Source organism: Amycolatopsis sp., assembly GCF_025464955.1.
GTDB lineage: Bacteria > Actinomycetota > Actinomycetes > Mycobacteriales > Pseudonocardiaceae > Amycolatopsis.
Genome location: NZ_JAODNM010000149.1, coordinates 31,428 through 56,200, shown reverse-complemented (window position 1 = coordinate 56,200; position 24,773 = coordinate 31,428). Strand labels below are relative to the sequence as shown.

20 protein-coding genes and 2 pseudogenes are annotated in these 24,773 nt (G+C 67.6%); 11 read left to right on the top strand and 11 right to left on the bottom strand.

Annotated elements, in window-relative coordinates; all coding sequences use genetic code 11:
* Window positions 1-256, bottom strand: a pseudogene (locus tag JWQ81_RS38305) (hypothetical protein); the annotation flags it as partial.
* Between the two features lie 239 nt (window positions 257-495).
* On the opposite strand from JWQ81_RS38305, the gene JWQ81_RS38300 reads away from it, so the two are divergent.
* The 10 genes from JWQ81_RS38300 to JWQ81_RS38255 all read left to right on the top strand — a co-directional run bounded on the left by JWQ81_RS38300 (window position 496) and on the right by JWQ81_RS38255 (window position 11,647).
* A complete protein-coding gene (locus tag JWQ81_RS38300) occupies window positions 496-1,713 on the top strand; it encodes a threonine synthase (RefSeq protein ID WP_297549555.1) in 1,218 nt (405 codons plus the stop codon).
* 122 nt (window positions 1,714-1,835) lie between these two features.
* Window positions 1,836-3,371 (top strand): ABC transporter substrate-binding protein, encoded by a 1,536-nt coding sequence (locus JWQ81_RS38295; RefSeq protein ID WP_297549554.1) that lies wholly within the window; start codon window positions 1,836-1,838, stop codon window positions 3,369-3,371.
* A gap of 2 nt (window positions 3,372-3,373) precedes the next feature.
* Entirely contained in the window at window positions 3,374-4,360 is a 987-nt protein-coding gene (locus JWQ81_RS38290; protein WP_297549552.1) for an ABC transporter permease, read from the top strand.
* On the top strand, window positions 4,357-5,223 hold the full coding sequence (locus JWQ81_RS38285) for an ABC transporter permease (RefSeq protein WP_297549550.1): 867 nt from the start codon (window positions 4,357-4,359) through the stop codon (window positions 5,221-5,223). Before JWQ81_RS38290 ends, JWQ81_RS38285 begins: the two co-directional genes overlap by 4 nt.
* Window positions 5,220-5,999: an SDR family oxidoreductase gene (locus JWQ81_RS38280; RefSeq protein ID WP_297549549.1), complete on the top strand. Its 780-nt coding sequence runs from the start codon at window positions 5,220-5,222 to the stop codon at window positions 5,997-5,999. The genes JWQ81_RS38285 and JWQ81_RS38280 overlap by 4 nt, the downstream gene beginning before the upstream one ends.
* On the top strand, window positions 5,999-6,835 hold the full coding sequence (locus tag JWQ81_RS38275; RefSeq protein ID WP_297549547.1) for a polysaccharide deacetylase family protein: 837 nt from the start codon (window positions 5,999-6,001) through the stop codon (window positions 6,833-6,835). Before JWQ81_RS38280 ends, JWQ81_RS38275 begins: the two co-directional genes overlap by 1 nt.
* Window positions 6,828-7,799, top strand: a complete 972-nt coding sequence (locus tag JWQ81_RS38270) for an ABC transporter ATP-binding protein (protein WP_297549545.1) — start codon at window positions 6,828-6,830, stop codon at window positions 7,797-7,799. The genes JWQ81_RS38275 and JWQ81_RS38270 overlap by 8 nt, the downstream gene beginning before the upstream one ends.
* A complete protein-coding gene (locus JWQ81_RS38265) occupies window positions 7,796-8,773 on the top strand; it encodes an oligopeptide/dipeptide ABC transporter ATP-binding protein (RefSeq protein WP_297549543.1) in 978 nt (325 codons plus the stop codon). The genes JWQ81_RS38270 and JWQ81_RS38265 overlap by 4 nt, the downstream gene beginning before the upstream one ends.
* Complete coding sequence (locus JWQ81_RS38260; RefSeq protein WP_297549541.1) at window positions 8,770-11,004, top strand: penicillin acylase family protein; 2,235 nt, start codon at window positions 8,770-8,772, stop codon at window positions 11,002-11,004. The genes JWQ81_RS38265 and JWQ81_RS38260 overlap by 4 nt, the downstream gene beginning before the upstream one ends.
* Window positions 10,997-11,647: a GntR family transcriptional regulator gene (locus JWQ81_RS38255; RefSeq protein WP_297549539.1), complete on the top strand. Its 651-nt coding sequence runs from the start codon at window positions 10,997-10,999 to the stop codon at window positions 11,645-11,647. The genes JWQ81_RS38260 and JWQ81_RS38255 overlap by 8 nt, the downstream gene beginning before the upstream one ends.
* 86 nt (window positions 11,648-11,733) lie before the next feature.
* Here the strand turns inward: JWQ81_RS38255 and JWQ81_RS38250 are convergent, their stop codons facing one another.
* Together JWQ81_RS38250 and JWQ81_RS38245 are read right to left on the bottom strand one after the other, a co-directional pair.
* A complete protein-coding gene (locus JWQ81_RS38250; protein ID WP_297549537.1) occupies window positions 11,734-14,433 on the bottom strand; it encodes a right-handed parallel beta-helix repeat-containing protein in 2,700 nt (899 codons plus the stop codon).
* A 456-nt stretch (window positions 14,434-14,889) separates the two neighbouring features.
* A pseudogene (locus tag JWQ81_RS38245) lies at window positions 14,890-15,096 on the bottom strand (hypothetical protein); the annotation flags it as partial.
* Between the two features lie 141 nt (window positions 15,097-15,237).
* On the opposite strand from JWQ81_RS38245, the gene JWQ81_RS38240 reads away from it, so the two are divergent.
* On the top strand, window positions 15,238-15,816 hold the full coding sequence (locus JWQ81_RS38240; protein WP_297549560.1) for a MarR family winged helix-turn-helix transcriptional regulator: 579 nt from the start codon (window positions 15,238-15,240) through the stop codon (window positions 15,814-15,816).
* Window positions 15,817-16,155: 339 nt separating this feature from the next.
* Here JWQ81_RS38240 and JWQ81_RS38235 read toward each other — a convergent pair whose 3' ends face one another.
* From JWQ81_RS38235 to JWQ81_RS38200, 8 genes are all read right to left on the bottom strand, one after another.
* A complete protein-coding gene (locus tag JWQ81_RS38235) occupies window positions 16,156-16,497 on the bottom strand; it encodes a DUF4387 domain-containing protein (protein ID WP_297549535.1) in 342 nt (113 codons plus the stop codon).
* Window positions 16,490-17,881, bottom strand: coding sequence for an acyclic terpene utilization AtuA family protein (locus JWQ81_RS38230; protein ID WP_297549534.1), 1,392 nt, complete (start codon window positions 17,879-17,881; stop codon window positions 16,490-16,492). The genes JWQ81_RS38235 and JWQ81_RS38230 overlap by 8 nt, the downstream gene beginning before the upstream one ends.
* A 25-nt stretch (window positions 17,882-17,906) precedes the next feature.
* Entirely contained in the window at window positions 17,907-18,977 is a 1,071-nt protein-coding gene (locus JWQ81_RS38225; RefSeq protein ID WP_297549532.1) for an ABC transporter ATP-binding protein, read from the bottom strand.
* A complete protein-coding gene (locus JWQ81_RS38220; protein ID WP_297549530.1) occupies window positions 18,970-20,697 on the bottom strand; it encodes an iron ABC transporter permease in 1,728 nt (575 codons plus the stop codon). Before JWQ81_RS38220 ends, JWQ81_RS38225 begins: the two co-directional genes overlap by 8 nt.
* Window positions 20,698-20,731: 34 nt before the next feature.
* A complete protein-coding gene (locus JWQ81_RS38215) occupies window positions 20,732-21,853 on the bottom strand; it encodes an ABC transporter substrate-binding protein (RefSeq protein ID WP_297549528.1) in 1,122 nt (373 codons plus the stop codon).
* Between the two features lie 78 nt (window positions 21,854-21,931).
* Window positions 21,932-22,675 carry a GntR family transcriptional regulator gene (locus tag JWQ81_RS38210; protein ID WP_297549558.1) on the bottom strand — a complete coding sequence of 248 codons (744 nt, stop codon included), beginning with the start codon at window positions 22,673-22,675 and terminating at the stop codon, window positions 21,932-21,934.
* A 32-nt stretch (window positions 22,676-22,707) separates the two neighbouring features.
* Window positions 22,708-24,099, bottom strand: a complete 1,392-nt coding sequence (locus JWQ81_RS38205) for an ATP-binding protein (protein WP_297549526.1) — start codon at window positions 24,097-24,099, stop codon at window positions 22,708-22,710.
* Window positions 24,089-24,769, bottom strand: coding sequence for a response regulator transcription factor (locus JWQ81_RS38200; protein ID WP_297549524.1), 681 nt, complete (start codon window positions 24,767-24,769; stop codon window positions 24,089-24,091). The genes JWQ81_RS38205 and JWQ81_RS38200 overlap by 11 nt, the downstream gene beginning before the upstream one ends.
* Between the last annotated feature and the right edge of the window lie 4 nt (window positions 24,770-24,773).

The following is a 24,773-nucleotide window of genomic DNA, read 5'->3' as shown; positions in this document are numbered from 1 at the left end:
CGGCAACGGTGATCAGCGGCGCGGGTTCGACCACGTACAGGCGGTCCGGCCAGGCGATGACCACCTTGACCGCGCCCTTGCGGGTGTTGCATCCGCGGTGCGCGAGCCGCTCGGCGACCTTGGCCTTGCGGTCGGCGGTCCGGCTGTCGACGCTGGGTCCCCGCGGGTCGTTCACCGACATGTCGGGGTCGACCGGTTCGTCGCACACCCAGCATCGCCAGCCGTCGCGCTCGGCCACATCATCGAGGAGACTCACCCGAGCAAACTAGCCTGTCCGGCCGCCGCCCCGCGCATCGCACCTCGGTGCAGCCCGCGAGCAGATCGCGCAGGACCGGCCGAGCGAATCCGCCGGCGCGGTCCTGTCGGGGCATGATCGTTTTGAGTTCAAGTGGGTCTTTCGGCGAGTGGTCGGGTCGTTTGTCCCGGGCAGGTCTTGACGGGATCAGGTTTTGGATCCAATATGTCGGGAAACTGTCGCCGTCCGGAGGAGAATCCGTGGCCTTTTCAGCCCTCACCCACCTGGAGTGCTCGCGGACCGGGGAGCGGTACGACGCCGACCAGGTGCAGGGCACCTCAGCGGCCGGTGCGCCACTGCTGGCGAGGTACGACCTGGAGGTGGTTCGCGAAACGGTGAGCCGGGAGGAGATTGCCGGGCGGGCGCCGGATCTGTGGCGGTACCACGAGTTGTTGCCAGTGCGCTCGAGCGAGCAGATCGTCAGTCTCGGAGAGGGCATGACGCCGCTGCTGAACCTCCCCACTTATGCCAAGCAGATCGGGCTATCGCGGCTGCTCATGAAGGACGAAGGGCTCGTACCGACGGGCACCTTCAAGGCCCGAGGAGCTGCCGTCGGGGTGTCCAGGGCCGCTGAGCTCGGGGTCCGCGGTGTCGCGATGCCGACCAACGGCAACGCCGGCGCGGCTTGGGCGCTCTACGCCGCGCGCGCCGGGATGGCGAGTCTCATCGCGATGCCGGTCGACGCGCCCGCGATCACCAGGGCGGAGTGTCATGCCGCCGGTTCCGAGTTGTATCTCGTCGACGGCTTGATCGGGGACGCGGGAAAGCTCATCGGGGCGGCGGTGGCCGAGCGTGACGGCTACCAGGACGTGTCGACCCTGAAGGAGCCTTACCGGCTCGAAGGCAAGAAGACGATGGGCTACGAGATCGCCGAGCAGCTCGGCTGGCGGTTGCCGGACGTCATCCTGTACCCGACCGGCGGCGGCGTGGGGATCATCGGGATCTACAAGGCCCTCCGGGAGATGCTGGAGCTCGGCTGGGTGGCCGGCCCGCTGCCCCGGCTGGTCGCGGTGCAGGCGACGGGCTGCGCCCCGATCGTCGAAGCCTTCAATCGTGGAGCCCGGGAGAGTGAACCCTTCCCGGACGCCAAGACCGTGGCCTTCGGCATCACCGTGCCCAAGGCGCTCGGCGACTTCCTGGTGCTGGAGGCGGTCTACGACACCGGCGGCACCGCGATCGCGGTCACCGACGAGGAACTCCTCGCCGCCCAGGTCGAGCTGGCCACCGCAGAAGGCACGTTCATCTGCCCGGAGGGCGCGGCCTGTTTCGTCGCCGCCCGGCAGCTGCGCGAGGGCGGGTGGCTCGGCGAAGACGACGAAGTGGTCGTCCTCAACACCGGTACCGGCGTGAAGTACCCGGAGACGGTGTCGGTCGACGTGCCGACGCTGGCGAAGGACGGTCGTATTCCGGCGAGGTAAACACCGTCGCGGGGGTGTTGCGGGCCGGTTAAACCCGGCGGATCCGGGGGTCAAAATGGATTAGATCTGATCCAATGTGGTGAAGCAGTGATCTGGGCAGTGCTGACGGACGGGATCAACCGATGACACGGGATCGGACAGGCAGGACGACACGCAAGGCGCTGGCCACGATGGCGGTCGCGGTTTCCCTGGCCACGGCCGCCTGTGGGATCGCGCCGGCCACCGAGGGGCGGGACGCGTCCACCCTGGTCATCGACACCACGAACTATCCTTCCACGCTGGACCCCGGCCAGCAGTACGACACCGACAGCTATTCGGTGTACCGCAACATCTTCGACCCGCTGCTGCGCCGGGACCCGAAGACGAACGAGCTGAAGCCGTCGATCGCGACCTCGTGGTCGCAGCTCGATCCGAAAACATGGAAGTTCGCCATCCGGCCCGGGGTCACCTTCAGCGACGGCTCACCACTGACGGCGGCGGACGCGGCCTTCAGCCTCAACCGCATCCTTGACAAGAGCTTCGGCAGTCAGCAGTACGCGAATTTCTCCGTCGTCAGTCAGGCGCTGGCCGAAGGCCCGGATCTGATCGTGCGGACTTCGGTGCCTTCGCCGACCCTGCTCAGCTATCTGACGACGCTGTCCGTGGTTCCCGAGGCGTATGTGAAGAAGGTGGGGGACAAGGAGTTCGCGGCCAAGCCGATCGGCTCCGGACCGTACGTGGTCGTGTCGGCGACGGCAGGCTCGGAGATCGTGCTGCGGGTGAACCCGACGTGGTGGGGACCGGCGCCGCAGGTGCGCAGCGCGGTGTTCCGCGCGGTGCCCAACGTCGCGAGCCGGGTCGCGGACCTGCAGTCCCGGAAGGCCGACCTCGTCACCACGCTCACTCCGGACGCCGCCGACCAGATCACCCGCGACCCCAAGCTCTCCGTCCTCTCGACGCCGACCGAACGCGTCGCGTATGTCGCTTTCAACACCATCAATGGTGGTGCCGTCAACGATCCGCGCGTCCGGCGCGCGATCGCGGCCGCGATCAACTACGACGCGTTGATCAAGAACCTCCAGCGAGGGTACGCGAAACCGATCAACTCCCTGCTCAGCCCGCTCGCGTTCGGCTACGACACCAGCCTGCCGGACAACCGGTACGACCCGGCCACCGCGAACAGGCTGATCGACGAAGCCGGCGTGCGCGGCGCGACCGTCGTGATGGCGACCTCGCCGTCGTTCAATCCGCAGATCGTGCAGGCCATCCAGGCCGACCTCGCCGCGGTCGGGCTCCAGGTCGAGATCCGGAACACCGACCAGGCCACCTACCTCAAGAAGGTCCAGGCCCCCGCGCACGACTGGGGCGCGGTGCGGTTCGGCCGCTGGTCGTGCTCGTGCCTCGACGCCGACGGCGTGATCTACCCGCTCTTCCACACCGGCACCATCTGGAGTTCCTACTCGAATCCCGCGTTCGACAAGCTCGTCGAGCGCGCCCGGACGGTCACCGATCCGGCGAAACGCGTCGAGTTGTACAACGCGTCGTTCGAGATCCTCGCCGCAGCCCTCCCCGGCATCGGGCTGTTCCAGGACTACGCGATCTACGGCGCGAACTCCCGAGTCGGTTGGACACCGGACGCGCAGGAGAGCTTCTTCCTGACCGATATGAAGGTGAGCTGACCATGGCCACGATTTCGGTGCGGCGCTCGCCGTCGCGGATGCTTTCGTCGGGCACCACCAGATATGTCGCCGGACGGCTCGGGCAGGCGCTGCTGGCGTTGTTCGGCGTGGTCACCATCGTGTTCTTCGCGCTGCGCCTGTCGGGTGACCCGGCGCGCCTGCTGGTGCCCGACGGCGCGACCGCGGCCGACATCGACCGCCTGCGGGACAAACTCGGGCTCAACGCCTCGCTCTGGGACCAATATCGCCACTTCCTGGGCAATGCGCTGCACGGTGATCTGGGCTATTCCTACGTGCAGAACCGGCCCGCGATCGACCTGATCACCGAGCGTCTCCCGTACACCGCGAACCTCGCGGTGGCCGCGCTGCTGCTGTCGCTGCTGTTCGGGGTCACCGTCGGGGTGATCACCGCGCTCAACCGGGGCAAATGGCAGGAACGGGTGCTGATGCCGATCGTCCTCGCCGGGCAGGCGATGCCGGCGTTCTGGACCGGACTGCTGCTCGTCTTGGTGTTCTCGGTCGGCCTCCGCTGGCTGCCGTCGACCGGATATGACGGCCCGCTTTCCTTACTGCTGCCCAGTATCACGCTCGCGTCGCTCTCAGCCGCGGCCATCGCGAGAGTGACGCGCGGCGCGGTGCTCGAACAGCTGCCGATGGACTACATGCGCACGGCCCGCGCGAAAGGCGCGGGGGGATTTCGGTTGGTCAGCAGGCATCTCGCCCGCAACGTCGCGATCCCCGTGCTGACGGTGGCGGGGCTCGAGCTGGCCAACCTGCTGGGCGGCGCTGTCGTCACGGAGGTCATCTTCGCCTGGCCGGGGCTGGGCCAGCTGACCATCCAATCGGTCTCCGCCCGCGATTTCCCCGTGGTGCAGGCGATCGTGATCCTGGCCTCCGGGGTCTACGTCGTGATCAACCTGTGCACCGACCTGTTGTACGGCGTGATCGATCCCCGGGTTTCGACCGGTGGCAAGGGAGAACCAGCATGATGAAGCGACTGCGCGCGGTGGCCGGGGTCCGGCTGCCACTGGCGATTCTTGTCCTCTACGTACTGGTGGCGCTCTTCGCGCCGCTCTTCGCGCCCTACGACCCGGACACCACCACACTCGCCCAGCGGCTGATGAGTCCGAACGCCCAGCACCTCATGGGCACTGACGCGCTCGGCCGGGACGTCCTGTCCCGCACGATGTACGGCACCCGCGTCTCGCTGCTCGTCGCGGTGGTCGCGGTGCTCGCCTCCGGGATCTTCGGCGTCGCGCTGGGCGTGATCGCCGGATGGCGCCGGGGCTGGCTCGGCGCGGTGATCATGCGGCTCGTCGACGTCGTCCTGTCCGTACCGTTCTTCCTGCTCGCGATCCTGGTGGTCGCGGTGCTCGGCCCGAGCCTGGTCAACGTCGTGCTGTGCCTCGCGCTCGTCCGCTGGCCGCGCTACGCCCGTATCGCGTATTCGACGACCTTGCAGACCCGCGACCGCGGGTTCGTCCGCGCCGCGACAGCCACGGGCGCCCCGGCATGGTGGATCGTGCTGCGGCACGTGCTCCCAGAGGTCCTGCCGGTGACGATCGTCGTGGCGACCCTCGAACTGGGCCTGATGGTCGTCTACGAGGCTTCGCTGTCGTTTCTCGGGCTCGGCGTGCAGCCGCCCACCTCGTCTTGGGGCTCGATCCTCTCTGACGGACAGCAGTACCTCGGCTCCGCGTGGTGGCTCGCCACCTTCCCGGGACTTGCGCTGTTCGTGTTGGTGCTGGCGGTGAACCTGCTCGGTGACGCGGCCAGGGACCGGCTGGATCCGGCCAGGCGGACCGACGTCCGGCGCAGCCGGATCTTCAAGAAGGAGGGGGCCAGGGCGTGACGATTCCCAACTACGGCGAGGAATTCGACGGCAAACGGGTCGTGCTCACCGGTGCGTCCGGGATCATCGGCACCTGGATCGCCGAGGCGTTCAGTGCCGCCGGGGCCGAGCTGCTGTTGTGCGACAACCGGGTCGAACCGCTGAAGGAACTCGGCGGGCGGCTCGGCGCGCACAGCGTGATTTCGGACCTGAGCACCGAATCCGGGATCGAGGAGGTGCTCGTCGCGCTCGACCGGCTGTGGCCCACTGCCGACATCCTGGTCAACAACGCCGGGATCTATCCACGCACCCCGGTCGCCACGACCGACCGCGGCCTGATCGAGTCGATCTTCGACGTCAACGTGATCGCCCCCTTCCAGCTGGCACAGCATGTGATCGCGACGATGACCGAGGCGGGCGTCGAGGGCAACGTGATCAACCTGAGCTCCGGTGCGGCGCAGCGGACCACGCGCACCGGCGGGATCTACGCCGCGAGCAAGTCCGCGTTGGAGATGCTCACCAAGGCGCTCGCGCTCGAATCCGCCGAGGCGGGAATCAGGGTCAACGCGGTGGCGCCCGGGTTCGCCCCGGGCAGCGAGGTCAGCGACCTCCCACCCGAGCACGTCGACAAGATGCGGCGGACGATCCCGCTCGGCCGGACCTCCGGCCCACGCGACGCGTCGTCGGCGATCCTGTGGCTGTGTTCGAGCGCGGCGTCGTTCGTGACCGGGACGACGCTCACCGTCGACGGTGGCCGCACGGCCGGCGACTTCACTCCGACTCCGAGGAGTTCGTGATGACCTATCCATGGCCGGATGGCAAGCGTGCCGCTGTCTGCTTCACCTTCGACTTCGACGGTGAATCGCCGTATCTGTGGCGCAGCAGGGATTCCCACGGCCAGGCGGTAGGGGAACTGGAACAGCGCAGGTACGGGCCGAACCGCGGGGTCTCGAACCTGCTGTCCATGTTGGACAATCTGAAGTTGACCGCGACGGCGTTCATCCCGGGCTGGATCGCCCACGAATACCCGGATCAGGTGACGTCGATCGCCCACCAGGGACACGAGCTCGCGCTGCACGGCTGGTGCCACGAGCCACCCACCCACCTGCCGGTCGACGATCTGCGCCGGACCCTCGATCGGGCAGCGGATGAGCTCGCCGGGATCTCCGGCACCCGTCCGGTGGGGTACCGCTCCCCGAGCTGGGACATGTCCGTTGCCGTCTTCCCGGTGCTGCGGTCACTGGGCGTGACCTACGACAGTTCGCTGATGGGCGACGACCGTCCGTACGAAGTGGACGGTGTGGTCGAGGTGCCGGTGGACTGGGTGACCGACGACGCGCCCTACTACCGTTACGTGGCAGGGGATCCGCGTCCGCCTGCCACAGTGCCCGAGGTTCGGCAGGGCTGGCGCGCGGAGATCGCCGCCGCGAAGAAGCACGGCACGTTGTGCATGATCACCGTTCACCCGTGGCTGTCGGGCAGGCCCGCTCGGGTCGACGCGCTCGAAGAACTGCTCGCCCCGGTGGTCGAAGACACCGAACTGTGGTGCCCGACGGCGGGAGAGATCGCCGCGCACCACACTGGTGGCCGGAAGGTGTCCCTGGCGAAGTTGAGGCGGCCGTTCCATGACTGAGCAACTGCTGGATGCCCGTGGCCTAAGGGTGGACTTCGGCGAAGGCCGCGAGGCGGTGCGCGGGGTCGATCTGACCGTCGCGCGCGGGGAAACTGTGGCGTTGGTGGGGGAGTCCGGCTGCGGGAAGAGCCTCACCGCGCTGGCGTTGATGGATCTCCTGCCGCACGGTGCCTACGCTTCGGGGTCCGCGCGTCTCGGCGGCACCGAACTGATCGGCCGTGACGAACGGACCATGCGGCGGATCCGTGGCGACCGGATCGCCATGATCTTCCAGGACCCGATGAGCGCGCTGAACCCGACGGCCACCGTCGGCACGCAGATCGCCGAGGTGCTCGCTATTCATACGTCGATGAAGCGGCGCGAGCGATGGCGCCGGGCGCTGGAACTGCTGGAGTCGGTGGGGATCCCGGATCCGGCGGTGCGTGCGAAACAGATGCCGCACGAACTGTCCGGCGGGATGCGGCAGCGGGTGATGATCTCGATCGCGCTGGCGGGCGCGCCGGAACTGCTCATTGCCGACGAGCCGACCACCGCGCTCGACGTCACCGTGCAGGCGCAGGTGCTGGCACTGCTGCGCGAACGCACCAGGGACACCGCGCTGCTCTTCATCACCCACGACATGGGCGTGGTCGCGGAGATCGCGGACCGGGTCGCGGTGATGTACGCCGGATCGGTCGTCGAATCGGGTCCGGTGGCGAAGGTGCTGGAGGCGCCCGAGCATCCGTACACCGCCGCTTTGCTGCGCTCGGTGCCCGACCCGGACCGGCCGGCCACCGGCGATCTGCCCACCATCCCCGGGCAGGTGCCGTCGGTCGGCGAGCACATCGAAGGGTGTCCGTTCCGGCCGCGGTGCGCGAGCGCCACCGACCAGTGTGCGACCGCGCCCGCGCTGATGACGACCGGCGAAAGTGCCGTCGCCTGCTGGAATCCGCGTACCGATCTGCTCAGTGAGGTGGCCCGATGACCGGTCAGGATCTCGTGGTGGCCGAAGGTCTCACCAAACGCTACGACGTGCGCGGGCGCGGCACGCTCACCGCTGTCGACGGCGTTGATCTGCGCATCGAAAAGGGCACCACCCTCGCGCTGGTCGGCGAGTCGGGCTGCGGGAAGTCGACCACCGGGCGACTGCTGCTCGCGCTGGAACGGCTGAGTGCGGGCAAGGTCACCATCGACGGTGATTCCGTGCACGGCCTCGGAAAGCGGGAACTCCGCGCGCTGCGGCGCAAGATGCAGCCGGTCTTCCAGGACCCGTACGACTCGATCAACGGCCGCATGACCGTCGAGCAGATCATCGCCGAACCGTTGCGGGTCCACGGTTTCGCCGGCGATCTCGCGGGCAAGGTCGGGGAGTTGCTCGACGCGGTGAACCTCGCCTCCGCACTGGCCCGACGATTCCCGCACGAGCTGTCCGGCGGGCAGCGCCAGCGGGTCGCGATCGCCAGGGCCATCGCGCTCGACCCGGAGTTCATCGTCTGCGACGAACCGGTGTCCGCACTCGACGTCTCCGTGCAGGCACAGGTGGTGAACCTGCTGCGGGGGTTGCAGGCCGAGCGTGGGCTCACCTATCTGTTCATCAGCCACGATCTTGCGCTCGTGCGGTACCTCGCGCAGCGGACCGCGGTGATGTACCTGGGCCGGATCGTCGAGGAAGGGCCTACCGCGCTGGTCTTTGCCGACCCTCGGCATCCGTACACCCAGCTCCTGCTCGCGGCCGCGCCCCGCCCGCGTGTCCGTGCGCGGGACAAGGTCGCCGCGACTGTGCGCTCGATGGGTGAGCTTCCCAGCCCGCTGTCGAAGCCGTCCGGGTGCGCGTTCTCCTCACGCTGCCCGCTGGCGACCGATCGTTGCCGAGAGGAGACCCCGGCTTTGCGTGTGTTGCCGGACGGGCGTGCCGCAGCCTGTCACTACGCCGAGACGGCACAGGTGGGCGCGGCATGACGCAGCCCGCGGAAGGTGTGACGATTCACCGCGACACGTACGGGATTCCCCGTATCGAAGCCGAAACGGAACATCTCGCGTGGTTCGGGCTCGGCTGGGCGGCCGCGCAGGACCGGCTCTGGCAGCTCGAATACGATCGGCGCCGGGCGCGCGGGCGCTGGGCTGAAGTCGTTGGCTTGTCGGCGCTTCCGGCCGACAAGCTGGCCCGCCGTCTCCAGCTCGCCGAGGCGGCGGACAACGATCTGGCCGTGCTGGATGCGGTCACCGCCGAGACCTTCGAGGCTTACGCGGACGGCGTCAACAGTTATGTCGCCGACCATGGGTTGCCCTCGGGATACGACCTCGCCGGGATCTGCTGGGAACCGTGGACCCCGCGGGATTCCTTGTTGGCCTTCAAGATCCGGCACATCATGATGGGCGTGTGGCAGTACAAGATCGCCCGCGCGATGCTTCGGGCCAAAGCCGGTGACGCGGCCGCGGCGGTTCTGGATCCCCGCCCGCTGCCGGGGATGCGAGTCACCGTCCCGCCGCTGGGCCGGATCCCGGACGAGGACCCGCGCGCGGCACTTCTCGACCAGGCACGCGACGACGTCGAGCGCGCCGCGGAACACCTCGGCTTCCTCGCCGAAGCTGAAGGTGGATCCAACGCATGGGTGATCGGGCCCGAGCGCAGCACCACCGGGTTCCCGATTCTCGCCAACGACTCCCACCGCGCGCTGGAGGCGCCGAACACCTACTGGCAGGCGCACCTCCGCTGTCCGGAGTTCAGCGTCAGCGGCGCGACCTTCCCCGGCGTGCCCGGGTTTCCGCACTTCGGCCATAACGGGCGCGTCGGCTGGGCGATCACCAACGCCGCCGGCGACGCGCAGGATCTCTACGTCGAGCAGTTCCGTTCGGCAGGTGAAGGCCTCGAGATCCGTACCGCCGAAGGCTGGGTCCCGGCGCTTCCCCAGGACGAGCGCATCGGCGTGCGCGGGGGAGAGGACCACGTCGAGACCTGCTGGCGGAGTCCTAACGGGCCGATCGTGCACGGTGATCCGGCTTCGGGCGCGGCGCTGTCGTTGCGCTGGACCGCCACCGCCGAACCCTGCGGCCAGTTCGGGGTACTGCGCCGGATGCTGCTCGCCGGGAGCGCGCGGGCGATGCTGGACGCGCAGGAAGAGTGGGTCGACCCACTCAACAACCTGCTCGTCGCCGACGTCGACGGTCATATCGGTTACCTGCTGCGAGGTCTGCTGCCCGACCGGGCGGACCTGGCCGCGACGCAGGTGCCGGTGCCCGGCTGGGCAGGGTCGTCGAAATGGCGCGGCCGGGTGTCGTTCGCGCTGATGCCCCGGACCGAGGACCCGGTCGAGAACATCCTCGTGACGGCCAACAACACCGTCACGCCCGACGAGCGTCCCTTCGTTTCGCACTCGATGAACGACGCATACCGCGTAGAGCGGATCCACGAACTCGCCGGGCGGACGAGCCACATCAGCGCGGAAGACGTGACCGCCTGGCAAGGGGACACGACGTCCGTCGCCGCTCGGCGTTGGTCCGAGTTGCTGGCCAAGCGCGGCCCGTTCACCGGGGCCGCCGAAATCGCGCGCACGGTTCTTGTCTCGGGCGCCGGTGATCTTCGCGGCGACACCGCAACCGGGCTGATCCACGCGGGTTTCCGGCGTGCCGTCGCCCGGCGGCTGCTCGAACGGAAAATCGGCGAGGAGACCACGAGCTGGGTGTTGCGTGCCGGACTACCCGGGCTACCGGTCGTGCTGCGGCGTTGGTTCGCCGGGCTCACCTGGCCTCGCGAGTCCGGTGCCTGGCCTGCGGAGGAGCTGGACGACGAGCTGCTGGCCGAGGCGTTGGAGTCCGCGTGGCTGAGCGTCGACGGCCAACCGTCGAACTGGGCCGACGTACACCGGACCGCCGCCCGGCATCCGTTGCATCCGGTGACCGGAACCGCGTTCGACCCGCCGGACGCCGGCATCGGCGGGGACAACGAGACCATCCAGAACGGCGCCTACGGCTGGGTAGAGGGCTCGCCGTACCCGATCACGAACTTGTCCGTGTACCGCCAGGTCCTCGATTTCGCCGACCTGACCCGCTCCGGATGGGTCGTGCCCGGAGGGGCGTCCGGCGATCCGGACAGCGCGCATTATGCTGATCAGCTAGGCATCTGGGCTCGCCACCTGCTGGTGCCCATGCATCCGAAGAGTCCAGAAGCACGGGAGCCCGGTCTTGCCTGATCTGTCCGACGAGTCCGGCAGCCGGGTTCAGCTCGCCTACGAAACGGTGCGCGAGGCCGTCCTGAGCCGAGTTCTGAAACCCGGCGAACGCGTCACCGTGCGCCCGTTCACCGAGAGCCTCGGAATCTCGCCCACTCCGGTGAAGGCGGCCCTCGCCATCCTGGAGCGTGAGGGTTTCCTGGTGGCGAAGCAGAATTCCGGCTTCTTCGTCGCCGAGCTCACCCTCGCCGACATGCGGGACATCTACGAACTTCGCTCGGCGGTCGACGCGCTCGCCGCCCGCGATGTCGCGCGAACCCGGCCCGCGGAACTGCTCGATCGGCTGCCGCAACTCCTGGCCGGGCAATACGAAGCGCTCGCCAACGACGACACCGAGGCGTACGCGGAGCTTGACCGCGAGTTCCACGCGCTCATCTGGAGCGGGTCGCGCAACCGCAGGCTGCACGCCATCGCCGACCTGCTGGGCGCGCAGCTGCGGCTGGGGCAGAACGTCACGATCACTGTCCCGGGCCGGCCGCAGGCGAGCCTGGACGAGCATCGGGAGATCGTGGACGCGGTGCTCGCCGGGGACACCTCGGCCGCCGAGCAGGCCACGCGACGTCATGTGGCGCAGGTGATCCGAGCGCTGGAGAACGTCCTTTAGCGTCGCGTGATCCCGTTCGTCTTACGTGTGCGCATCCGGTTCCGGTGGGCGAACAGGTCCCTGCTTCGCCCACCGGACGCACGATCTCAGTGGCCGAGCCGGTTTCCGGCCTCGTCGTAGAACTCGATTTCCGCCAGGTCGGCGTTGTTCCGCGGCGACCCTTGATAGGTCTCGCTGTCGACCTGGACCCGGATGGTGTCGGCGCTGACCGGAGTCGAAAAGGTGAACGGGACATCCTGCGCCGCATTCCCGGACACCGTGCCCACGACCTGCGCGGGGGCCCCGCCGGCCGAGGCGCTGACCGTCAACCCGGGTATCGCGATACCGCCGAGCCGGCGCACCCTGACCACAACCTTGCCCAGTTTCACCGGGTGGGTGAACTGCACCTGGATCCAATGTGGCATCGCCGTTCCCGCCGAGGACCAGAAACTGCTCTCATTGAGATCCACCACGTTGTAGGCATCGAAGCTGCTACGCCAGAACACTTCGTCGTCCATCGAATCGGCGGTCACTCCCGCGAGAGGCAGCCCGGACGGACCGGAGTAGTTACCCGCCGACGTGGTCACGGTCGCTTCTGCGAGCGACGCCCCGGCCGGAGCCGTGGCGACGATGAAGCTTGGCGAGAGCACCTTGACCGCCGTGGACTGTGCGCCGGTCCACGAAACCGCCGAACCCGGAGTGAAGCCCGAACCGGTGATCAGTACGTCGACCGCGGCGGCGGCGACCCCCTTACGAGGGGTGACCGACGCCACCCGAGGTGCTTGTGTGGTGGCCAGAAAGCGGTATGACGGCGTTAGACCGGCAGTCGAGACGATGTCTTGCGGCAGATCGGCCGCCCCCGGTTTCAACGGCATTTCGACGTTGGCCGAGTACTGCAAATCGACCGCGGGCGGCCCGCAGGGGTACACCGAAATCTGGTCGGAGTGATAGTTGCCGATGAACCGCAGGTGCCCGTTGGGTGCGCAGCCACCGTTGCCCGCACTGTTGTTGAACTCCACGTTGCGGTTCCAGGTGATCCACTGGCTCCCGATATCGTTGTACAGAGTCAGTCCACTGTGGAGGTCGTTGTAGACCACGTTCCCGGTCACGTGTGTGCCGTGCTGGAAGCTGGCCTCCTCGTCGATGCTGCCGTCGGGTTTCCGCAGTGTCTCGCCCTGGTGCCCTTCCAGGTAGATTGCGCCTCCGTCGGCGAGCACGGAGTGGAAATCGTGTACCAGGTTGTCGGCGATGACGTTGTCGGCATTGATGTTCGTGGTGACGTCGGGGTGATCCGCGGTGTCGAGGTGACCAGCGTTCGCGCCGCTGTCGATCCCATCCCACGGCACGTTCGCGATCTCGTTGTGGGCGACCGTGGTCTGCCTGGTGTAGAAGAGGAATATCCCGTCCGCCCCTGGATACTCCACGCCAATGTGATGGATGTAGTTGTTCTCGATGCGATTGCCGAAGTTGATCTCGCGGTCATCAGCGCCCACGTCGGAGGGATGCGGGTCGTTGGAGCTGCCGAGCATGACACCGATACCGGAAATGTCGGTGAAGGTATTGCCCCGTACCAGGTTCTGCGTGCTGCCATAGGTGAAGGCCAGGCCCGCGGCGCCGAGATGGGTGAACGTGTTGTTCTCGACGGTCACGTTCTTCGCCGCTCGCCAGGTGACGTTGGCGGGCTCCTGTGCGTTGGCGCCGAAGGGGCATGTCCCGGCTGGCTGCGTGAAGTTGCAGGTGCCCTGAGGTTTCACCCGCTGGTCACCGGTGATGCGGAGGTTGGCCTGGATCTCCGAAAAGCCATCGGGCCCGCTCGGGTCGAGCCAGGTCGCGTAGGAGAACTGCAGGCCCCTCAGCACGATGTCGTGCACCGGTTTGTCCAGCGTGCCGTTCCCGGAGACCAGCGTCTGCAGCGTGGGAGCTTCGATGACCGACCGGTTGGGATCGGCTCCACCGACGGGAATGTAGTAGAGGACGTGCGTTGCGGCGTCAAGGTACCACTGCCCCGGATGCAGGAGTTCGTAGGCGTTCTCGACCCGGGTCGGGGTGGCGTTCGCGGCGAGATCCGGGAAGTAGTACGGAGCCTGGATCGCCGGCTTGGGCCGGTTGGTGACGTTGTCCCAACACGGCTGCTGCATGGCGATGTTCGTGCCGTTGATCCCCGCCACCCGGCAGCGCGACTCGGTCCAATCCCCGTTGCCACGGGTGAAGACAAACTCGACATCGGACGGGTTACGCCACTGTGCGTAGCCGGCATCGGCGGCGACGTAGCCCCCGTTGGATCGGGTGAGAGCGACGGGCGCCGGGCCTTGGGCGATCGGTGCCCGGTTTCCGTCGACGTAGAGCTGGCGGGTCTGCAAGGAAGCCGGGACCTTGGCCGCCCAGACACCGTGGGCCGCGTCCGCGCGCGCCCAGCCGGTTATCTGCTGACCGCCGCTGAGCACGGGCTTCGCACCGGGCTCCGGCTCCCAGACGACCTGATGGCCGGGTGAACCGGAGTCCTGATCGCTGAAGTCGAGAGGCTTGTCGAGCCGGTAGGTGCCGCCGGCCAGCCGCACAACGATGTCACCCGGAGTCTTTCCCCGAAGCTGGCGCACCTTCTTCTGTGCGTCGTCGATCCCGCAGGGTCTCGAAATGGAGCACTGGTCGCCGTGGCTGCTGGGCGCGATGTGGATCGTGCCGTCGCCACCTGCCAGCTGAGCGGCCTCGGCCGCCTGGACCTGCCCAACCAGCACAGACGTGATCAGGCATGCCACCGCACCAGCGATGGCCCGCAACACTGCAGGCCGCCGGAGTCGCCCTCGCATGGGTCTCCTTTCAAGAGGTCAATCGTTTGACTTTTGCAAGACGGCACTCCAGTCAAACGTTTGACTGGATGGATGTGAACAGCCTCACTCCCGTGCGATCTCTTGTCAAGAGCCGGATTCACCTCCGCAGGCCGGAGCCAGGAGGGTCGATGGGCGAGCGCTTGTCAACCTTCGGCCCGTCCGGGTTGGAACTCCCGGAACTCCCGGAAGTCACTTTTGCCTGATGGCCCGCATCAGGCTTGTCACCCGCTGCCAGCTCTGACAGAGAGGGCGGCCGGGGTGTCCACCGATGACCGAGCGTCCACAGATCGACCTGAATCAGGGGAACTGGGAGTGCGAGTCGCACTTCAATCGCCGCGCAGTCCGCGCCGCCCTGTGCCGAGCATCTGTTGTGGCGTGGTCAGCCGTGCTGCAGCTCGCTCACCGGACTGTCCCAATCCGTGGGGATCGACGTTGTCATGCGGCCGCAGACGCCCGGTGCGCGAAGTTCGGGGCGACCTGAACGCCGCCGCTGGCGCAAGCGGCCCGGACTCGATCGATCTCCGGGCCGGGGACCTCGACCGAGGCGCGGGTGTACTGCGCGTTGGCCGCGACCTGCTCCAAGCGTGGGAAGCACTCGATCCAGTACGGGTAGCCGGGAACGAAGACCTCGGGGAACACAAGGAGCTCGACCCCTCAGCCGCCGGCCTGCTGGATGAACCCGATCGCCTTGAGAAATTCATTCGAGCACGTATGATCCGGGCACCCAAGACCGGTAACGTATTCTTCATCGATGACCCCGGTCGGCTGCAGGCTGTGAACGACATGGCGGGAGCTCGGGCGGCAAAGGACTCGGCCAGGCGACCTGCCCAGTTGGCGGTACCTCCGGACCTGGTTGCCGCGCCCGGCTACGGCGTCCGACGTCTTTACCAGGCGTACCTGGCCGCCTGGTCGCGGTATGTCGACGCCGTGCTGACGGGGCCCCAGTTCGCGGTGCTCTGTGCGGTCCTCACCTATCCGGATGCCGACCAGACGTCACTGGCTTCTGCTGTCGCTCTCGACACCTCGACGATGGCCGACGTCTGTCGCCGCATGGAGCGGCGCGGGCTCATCGCCCGCGCGCCGTCTTCGCGCGACGCTCGCCGCAAGCTGATCTCACTTACCGAGGCAGGCAAGGCAGCGCACCTCGAGGTGAACCGTCGCGCCCGGGCGCTCGACCAGGCGTTGCTGGAAGGCTGTTCCCCCGATCAGCGGGCTGGGATCGCCTTGTTGCTCAATAGCCTGGGGCAGCAGTGGGAGGGTGTCGCGAAGGTGACTGACTCCGCGATCGCTTTCCGAGATGCTGATGGCGCTCAAGATCAGCTGGGCCGATGCGGCTCGGATGGTTCGATTCGGGCTAATTAGCGTCGTCCGGATGGGACGCCGCACGGCATCCAGCCCGTTCAGCCAGTAGCGCCCCCGACCTCCGGTACCTGCACGAGCGCCTGCGCGAGGAGTACACCTCCAACGCGTGGGCCTGGGCAGAGATGTTGGGCTAGGACCTCGAAGCTCGCCCGGCCGCGGACACCTACGCAGCGGCAACGGGCCCTCGAACGTCCGTCGACCGAGACCTTGAACAGCAGGAGACCCCGGCGATCGTTTCGGTCGAGGGGTTCACGGAGGTACAGCTTCTGCGGCGTTTGTGCGCAGCTAACGACCTGTCAGCGCGGAGCAGGTTGGAGCGCGGACCGAAGCTTTGGGGGCTTATGCCGGTTGAGCCCGCGGTGCCGGGACGACGAGGCCGGCGACAGGGACGTGCTGCTGGCCCGAGTGCATGTCCCGATCGGCGAAGCTGCCTTGCACGACCGGCCGGGGGAACGACGCCTTGATCACCCGGATCGCGGGTAGCCGGTAGAGCAGGACAGCGGCGGGGTCTGTCTGGTACAGGCGCGCGACGGCGTTTTCGGTCAGCGCGCCGGACTCGGCGACGTACTGGTACGCGGCGTCGGTGGCGAAGAAGATGTCGATGGTCATCCAGAACGGCCCGGCGTTCTTCGTGCGGATCAGTGCGGCCTGGTCGCCGACGGTGTGGTTGCGCTCAATCAAGGGTGACCTCGCTGTACTCGGTGCGGAACAATTCGGTTGGGCTGGTCGTATCCACGGCGTGGTTGAGAGTGAACTCGTAGACCGCTCCTCGCTCCGTTTCGGCGGGTGACGTCAGGAAGGCGAAGCTGGGCAGGTGATCCATTCCTGGCAACGGCAAATGCAGCAGCAGCGGGTTGGCGATCTTCGCGATCGCGGTGGCGAGGGCCTGCTCCCCGGCGCGAACCAGCAGCATCACGCCGACTTCCCGAGGCGGCGTGACGTCCGGTTCCAGCGAGCCGAGGACCGCATTGTCGCCGTAGCAACGCACTTGGATGCTGTAGGCGGACGCCTCCAGGTCGAGTAGTGCACGCACTCGTTCGACGAGGACCGTGTCGAGGGTGTCCAGCCAGGTCGGCAGATCGCGCAGGATGGCTGGGTCGCGGATGCCGACGAACGACATGGTTTCGTAGCCGGCGAGCGCGGCGCCCTCCAGTTTGATGGTGTGCTGCTCGGCGGGGTGGAACCGGGAGGACTCGACGCGGACGCGACGGTCGTCGAGCGCGACATACGTGGCGTCGCCCGTGTCGAGGGTTCCGGACGGCTCGCGCATCCGGAACGGGTCGACGTTCTCGTAGATCATGTGCGCGGCAACGGAAGTCGGGGTGCACGCGGCGTGCGGATCGAGAGACTCCACCGTGAAGCCATCCTGGTCGATCTCGACCAGGACACCGCCACTGCGGGGATCGGTGCTGCATTGCCCGCCGCATTCGACGGTCTTGGCGGCATGCCAGGCCGGGCCGGCCGGCAGACCGCGCCTCAAGGCGACGGCGGCGACCGACGAGGTGTCGGTCGCCCGCCCGGTGAGCACGACATGCGCACCGGCGGCGAGTGCGTCGGCGATCGGTTCGTGGCCCATGAGTCCGACGATGTGCGCGCAGGACCGAAGAGTGTCCGGTTGAAGTGGGCCGAGCGGAGGCAGTGGCTTGATCCGGTCCGCTTCGAGAGCGGCGAGCATAGCTTCCTGGGTCAGTTCGCTGTAGATCGTTGCGAGCCGGAATGCGAGGCGTTCCTGCTTGGCGATGGCGCGGACGATGTCGGCCACCCAGTCGACCCCGCTGTCGGTGCCTGCCGTTCCGCACGACGTCACGATCAGGGGAATATCGGCTTTCCTGGCTGCCACGAGCAGGATACGCAGGTCGCGCTCGACGGCGGCGCGGGCGGTTTTGGCGGTCCCGGTCCCGAGGTAGTAAGGGCCCGAGTCGGTCGAGCCGCCGTCGACGGCGATGGCGTCCGCGCCGAGCGCGACACCGCGGTCGATCGTCTCGGGCGGGAAGCCGGCGCCGAGCATGCCTGCCGGGAAGATCACCCGGACCTGCGTTTCGGCCGGGGCTAGGGGAGCGGTCACGTGAAGTCCTTCGGGGTTCGGGGAATCAGGTCACGACGGTGGCGACGGCGGGCGGGATGTCCACCCACAGTGCGGTGTCCGTGGCCGGTCGGGTTCTGCTGTGGACGATCAGCTCGATGCCACCGAGCGCGATCCGGCACTGGTAGTGGTCGCCGAGATAAGAGGTGTCGACGACGGTCGCGTCCGGACCGCCGCCAGTGGACGGTTTGTGCGTCAGGGCGATGTCCTCCGGTCGCACCGCGACGGTGGCTTTCTCGCCGTCGGGCGCGGGCCGTTGACCACGGATCGCGATGCCGTTGGGGAATTCCGGAGTACGCACAAGGCATTCGCCGAGCGGGCTGGTGCCGACGACCCCGGTGAGGAAGTTGCACTGGCCGAGGAACTCGGCGGCGAACCGGTCGGCGGGCTCGCGGTAGACTGCCTCCGGGGTCCCGTCGCACAGGATGTGACCGTCGTTCATCACCAGAATGCGGTCGCTCATCGACAGCGCCTCGTCCTGGTCATGGGTGACGAACACGGTGGTCAGGCCGAGGCTGGTCTGCAGGTTCTTCAACCAGGCACGGGCCCGCTCGCGCAGTTTCGCGTCCAGGTTGGAGAACGGCTCGTCCAGTAGCAGCACACCGGGGGAGTACGCGAGGGCGCGGGCGAGCGCCACGCGTTGCTGCTGTCCGCCGGAGAGCTGGTAGGGATAGCGGTCGGCGTACGCGCTCAGCTCGACCAGATCCAGCACCTCGGCCACCCGGGCGGCAATGGTGCGTTTGGGCTGCCTGCGGACTTTGAGCGGGAATGCGACATTGCCCGCCACGGTGAGATGCGGCCAGATCGCGTACGACTGGAAAACGATGCCGAGATTGCGTTGCTCGGCGGGCCGGTCGACGTGGGCGAGGGTGTCGACGAAGGTGTCATCGCCGCAGCGGATCACCCCGGAGTCGGGCGACTGGAACCCGGCGATGGACATCAAGGTCGTGGTCTTTCCGCAGCCGGACGGGCCGAGCAAGGTCACGAACTCCTTGTCTCGCACGGTAAAGGTGATATCGTCGAGAACCATGGTGGTACCAAACGACTTGACAAGATTTGCGACCTGGATTTCAGGCATGACGGGATCTCCTTAGCGCTCGCCCGCCGACGGCGAGCACAGCGGCGACGATGGCGACCTGGACGACAGCCAGTGCCGCGACAGGACCGACCACACCTCGCTGCCATTCCTGGAGCATGGTCACCCCGATGACTTCGGTGCCGGGCTTCTGCAGGAACACCACCGGGTCGTAGTCATTGAGCAGGGTGACGAACATCAGCACGAAGGCGGCGATCATCGCCGGCCGCAGGATCGGCAGCAGGATGCCGCGCGCGATGGTCCACCAGCCCGCCCCGGTGGCGCGGGCGGCTCGGTCGAAGTCGGTGTTGAGCCGGGCCAGGCTGGGGTAGATCACGACGTAGGCGAGGGTGATGTTGCGAACCGACAGCGCGATCAGTTCACCCCAGATGTTGTTGCGCACCAAGGAACCCGGGCTCAGCATCAGATACGCCCAGAAGAAGCCGATGCCCAGGATGATGCCGGGGATCGCCCGGGGGTAGACGAGCAACGGGGCGATCGTCGCCCGCAGTCGGAACCGGGACCGGTGAGCGACCAGGGTGGCGACGGCCACGAGCAGCACTGTCGCGGCGCCGCCGATCAGCGCGATCAGCAGGCTGTTGGTGATGGCGCGCCGGAAAGTGGGGTCGGTGGCTATCTGGGTCCAGTTGGCGGTGGTGAACAACTGCCACGGTGGCTGAAGTGTGGTCAGAGTCGTCACGCTGGACATCAACAGCAGGCCGAGAAGCGGGATTCCACTGGTGATCGCGATGAACACTCCGACTACAATGGACAGTGGACGACGACAGCGCCGGAGGTCCAGCGGCCGGTAGGAGCCGCCGCCACGGGAGCCGGCGGAGATGAACCTCTGTTCGGCCCCCAGCAGGCGACCCCTCACCACCAGCAGTGCCGAGACGACCAGCAGCAGGAGTACGGCACCAGCGCTGACGAAAGGCGGGTCGGGGGTGATGCTGTTGGCCCAAGAGCCGTACAGGTAGCTCGCGTAGAAGTCGATGTGGGCCGGCGGTCCCAGGAACAGCGGAATGCCGAGCACTTCGAGCGACAACGCGAAAATCAGCACCGCGCAGTTCAGGATCGCGGGCCGCAGCAACGGCAGCGTGATCCGCGTGATGACCCGCGCAGGACTCGCTCCCGCGGCGCGGGCGGCGTCCTCGAGCGAGGAGTCGGTGCCCTCGAGCGCGGCCCGGCAGGTCAGGAAGGCGATCGGGACGGTCACCGCCGCGCCGAGCACGACCATGCCGGGGATGGAGGACAGGTCCCACACCGGCAGGTGCAGGTTCCGGCCGAGCAGGCTGGTCAGGTACCCGGACTGGCCGTAGATCGCCACCCAGCCGACGATCAGGCCGAGCGGCGGAATCACGATCGGTGCCATGATCAGCTTCGCGTAGAGGCCCCGGCCCGGCATATTCGTTCGTCCACATAGGACAGCCAGAGTCGCGCCGGCGATCACGGCCAGTACGGTGGTGCCCACTGCGAACTGCAGGGTGTTCCCCACCGCGCGCCAGAAAGCGGGCTGGGCGAACAGAACTCGGTAACCGTCGAGGGTGAAAACCCCGCCCGGCAGGTAGTAGGGCTTGCTCCGCAACGACGAGTAGATCAGCGGAACGAGCGGTCCGACGACCAGCACGACGACGATGATCCACACGGCGGCCTGGCCCGCACTCGCGGGCCACCATCGCCGTCGTGTGCGCGATGCCGGCGTGGACAGGGTTTCCGAGATCATCCACTTGCTCCCGACTCTGGACTGGGTACGTGACTCAGCGGTGGAACGCCTGGTTCCAGCGCTTGGTGATCGAGGCCTGCTGATCGAGTACGTCCTGGTTGATCGGCACGGTGTAGACGGTTGACGCCGCGACCTGAGTCGTCAGCTGCGTAAGCGACGCCGTGCAACCGGCGGCCGGCTGGTAGTTGTTCATCGACGCTTCGAAACCTCCCGCGCACAGCGCGTCCTGTCCCGGCTTGCTGTACAGGAAGTCCAGGAACAGCTGGGCCGAGGCGGGGCTGGACGCCTTCGCCGTCACCGCGATGCCCCTGGGCACCAGCGGCGTAGCGTCCTTCATGAACAGGTAGGCGGCGAGGCCCTTGTACTTCGGCATCACGCCCTGGCTCAGGCCGGAGGCGATGTAGCCGACCGAAGCGCCGCCCTGGAGCACCTGCTGCAAGCCGTCGAGGCCCTCGTTGTAGGTCTTGGTGTTCGGCGCCATCGCGTCGATGTAGCTCCACGTCTTGTCGGCGCCGAGGACGTGGATCAACCCGTACACCGCCGCGTAGTCCAGCGGGTTGTCGATCGGGTAGGACACCAGTGGGTATTTGGCCGGGTCGGCCTTGGCGTACGCCGCGAGCTGCGCGTAGCTGGTGGGCACCTGCGCCTGCGTGAGCAGTTTGGTGTTGTAGGCCTCGAGGATCGGCTCCGGCGACATCACGTACACCCCGTGCCCCTGGTTGGTGGCGGCGGGGAAATTCTCCAGACCGAGCGGGGTGACGCCGGCCGTCACGCCGTTCTGTTCCGCCTGCATCCACGATGCCGGGGCGCTGGCTATCACCAGATCCGCCGTGCGGGCGCCCTGTGCGGCTTCGGCCTCGTACTTGGAGAACACGACGTTGTCGCTCAGATTCGTCGGCTGCACGGAGATTCCCGGGTACTGCTTGGTGAACGCGTCGATGACCGGTTGCAGATACGGGACCGGCGCGTTCGTGTACATCACCAGCCCCTTTTCCGATTTCGCCTGGTCCACGAGGCTGGCGATCGGGACCGGTGCGGCGGCGGCCGAAGACGTGTTTGCCGCAGGGCCACTACCCACGGACGAGCAGGCGCTCAGCGTCGCGGCCACGACGACCGCGAGGGCGATTCCGGCAGGTTTGCTTCGTTGCAACCTCATGATCGATACCTTTCGATATTTAGTGTTTGCTATAGCATTGGTGGTCGGAAAAATTGCCAGTCGGGGACCGGTTGGTCCTCAGGTCGTGGTTGACGTTTCTTGTTCGGCGAAGGCGAGGAACCGCTCGCCGCCACGGATAGCGTCGGCGCGCGCGAGCCGCTCAGCCCGATCGGCGTCGCGTTCCTGGAGCGCCTCGAGGATTTCCTGGTGATCGCGATGGCCCGCTTGCGCGGGATATCGGCTGCCGAGCGTGGTCGCGGCCCGCAGTCGAATGCTCCAGTCGAACGCCTTCGCCGTGGCGATCATGTCGATGAGCATGGGATTGCCGGCGGTTTCATCGATCTTCGCGTGGAATTGCCGGGTCAGGGTGAGGGTGTCCGTCGCGATGTACTCCACGGTCCTGCCCTCGTTTTGTACGCTCTGGGCCTGGGTGTGGAGAGCCGCGATCTCGGCCAGCTCGCGGTCGGATGCCCGCACGGCCGCGATGCGCGCGGCGACCCCGCGTAGCGCCGCCTCGACGTACACCAGCTCGCGGAGTTGCTCCACGGTCGGCGCCGCCACGGTCAGCGCGCGCCCGTCGCGGTGCAGCAGCCGCTCGTGTTCCAGGCGAGAGATGGCTTCGCGGACGGGCGTCGGGCTGACTCCCAGCAGCGTGGCCAGCGCACGCTCGGTCAGGCGCTGTCCCGGCACGAACACGCCGTCGGTGATGCTCTTCCGGAGGGCCGTGTACGCCTGGTCCGCCAGCGACGGGCCGGTCGTGAGCGGATATTCCGAAGCCGACTGCACGCGGTTTCCCTCCTTCGCCGTGAAGCTACAAAACATGCCGAACACGCTGTTTGCTATAGCAGAGTTCATCACGGCCTCCCTTCGCTGTCAACGCGAGTCTCCGCCTCGGCGCGTGGCAGCCGGATGACCAGGTGCGCACCGGGTCGGTCGGCGTCGACGTCGGCGAACCAGATCCGGCCATGGTGGGCGGAGACGATCTCGCGCGCGATCGCCAGGCCGAGACCGCTGTTGCCGCTGGCCCGATCACGGCTGGCATCGAGCCGGACGAACCGATCGAAGACCCGGTCGCGATCCTCGGCGGCGACACCGGGTCCATCGTCGACGACGTCGATGCGGACCCCTTCGGTGTCGGATTCGACCGTGACATCGACTGTGGTCTCGGCGTAGCGGACGGCGTTGTCGAGCACGTTGCGGAACGAACGGGTGAGATCGGCCTGATTGCCCAGCACGCGCAGGTTCGCGGCGAGGTCGAGGCCGACGGTGACGGCACCCGTCACCGTGCTGGCGACCACCTCTCGGACCAGATCGCCGGCATTCACCACCTGTCGGCGGCCGAGCATCGCGCCGGCGTCGGTTTTGGCCAGTAGCAACAGATCCTGGGTGAGTCGTTCCAGCCGGATCGTCTGGTCGACAGCCCGTCCGGCGACGACCGGCCATTCCGCCCGGTCGGAATGCGCCAGCGCCACCTCGAGGGTGGTGCGGATCGCGGCGAGCGGGCTGCGCAGTTCATGGGAGGCGTCCGCGACGAACCGGCGCTGACTGCGGGCCGAGTCCTCCAGCCGGTCGAGCATCCGGTTCATGGTTTCGGCGAGGTGCCCGATCTCGTCCGGGGTACCCGGCTCGGGCACCCGGCGGGACAGGTCCGCGGAGGTGATGTCGGTGACGGCGTGGCGGATCCGCTCCACCGGTTTCAGCGTGCGGCCGACGAGGATCCACACGGCGGCGGCCGCGATGACGAGGACGATCGGGAACCCGAACAGCAGCTCGTTGGTGAACTGCGCGCGGAGGTTGGTGAGAATGCCGGTCGGGACGCCCGCGATGATCGTGACCGGGTGCCCGTTGACCGTTTCGTGCAGCCCGATCACCTGGACGTCATCGGGGATGACTCCATCGGCGCCCTTCAGCCGGATCGGCGTGTCCGAACCCGGTGGGAGCGCGAAGGTGGCGGGGACACCGGTAAGTCCGCGGGTGGCGGACAACACCGTGCCGTCGGCGCCGATGACCTGAGCTTGGGCGGACGGCGCCACCGTCGAATCCGGTAGCGAGCTGGGCCAGTCGCCCGTCGGCGAGGCGAGCGCGATCTGGGTGACGTAGGTGCGGAGCTGGCTGTCCATCGTCTGCCGCACCGTGTGGATCTGCTGGAGGTAGAGCAGTGCGATGCCCCCGGTGATGGCGACGGCGGTCGCGACGCTGGCGGTGAGGGTGACGCGGGTCCGCAGCGTCCGCCGGCTAAATTTCATGGCCGTCCCCGAGGCGATAGCCCTCTCCTCGCATCGTCTGGATGGCCGGGCGGCCCTCCGGCGGGTCGATCTTGCGGCGTAACCGGTGGATCAGCACCTCCACCACCGCTGGGCCGCCTTCGTAGGCGGGATCCCAGCAGTGCTCGAGCAGTTCCGTCTTGGACACGACTTGTCCCTTGTGGAGCATGAGGTGCTGGAGGACGGATACCTCGCGGCTGGTCAGGTCGAGGGGGACGCCATCCCGGGACGCCGTGCGCGCGGCCGGGTCGAGGGTGAGGCCGGCGGCGGTGAGCACCGCCGGCCGCACCCCCAGCCCGCGCCGGGTCAGGGCGCGGAGCCGGGCGAGCAGCACCGGGTAGGCGAAGGGCTTGGCCAGGTAGTCGTCGGCTCCGGTGTCCAGGCCTTCGGCCATGTCCAGGTCGTCGTCCATCGCGGTGAGCATAAGCACCGGCGTCCATACGCCCTGTGCCCGCAGCCGGCGGCAGACCTGGTATCCGTCGAGGACGGGCAGCATGACGTCGAGAATGATCACGGCAGGGGAAGTCTCCACGGCCTTCCAGAGACCGTCCTCGCCGTTGGTGGCGACATCCACCACGTAACCCTCGGCTTCCAGGCCCCAGGTCAGGGCCTCGACCATCGCCTGCTCGTCCTCGACCACCAGTACCCGCATGGAC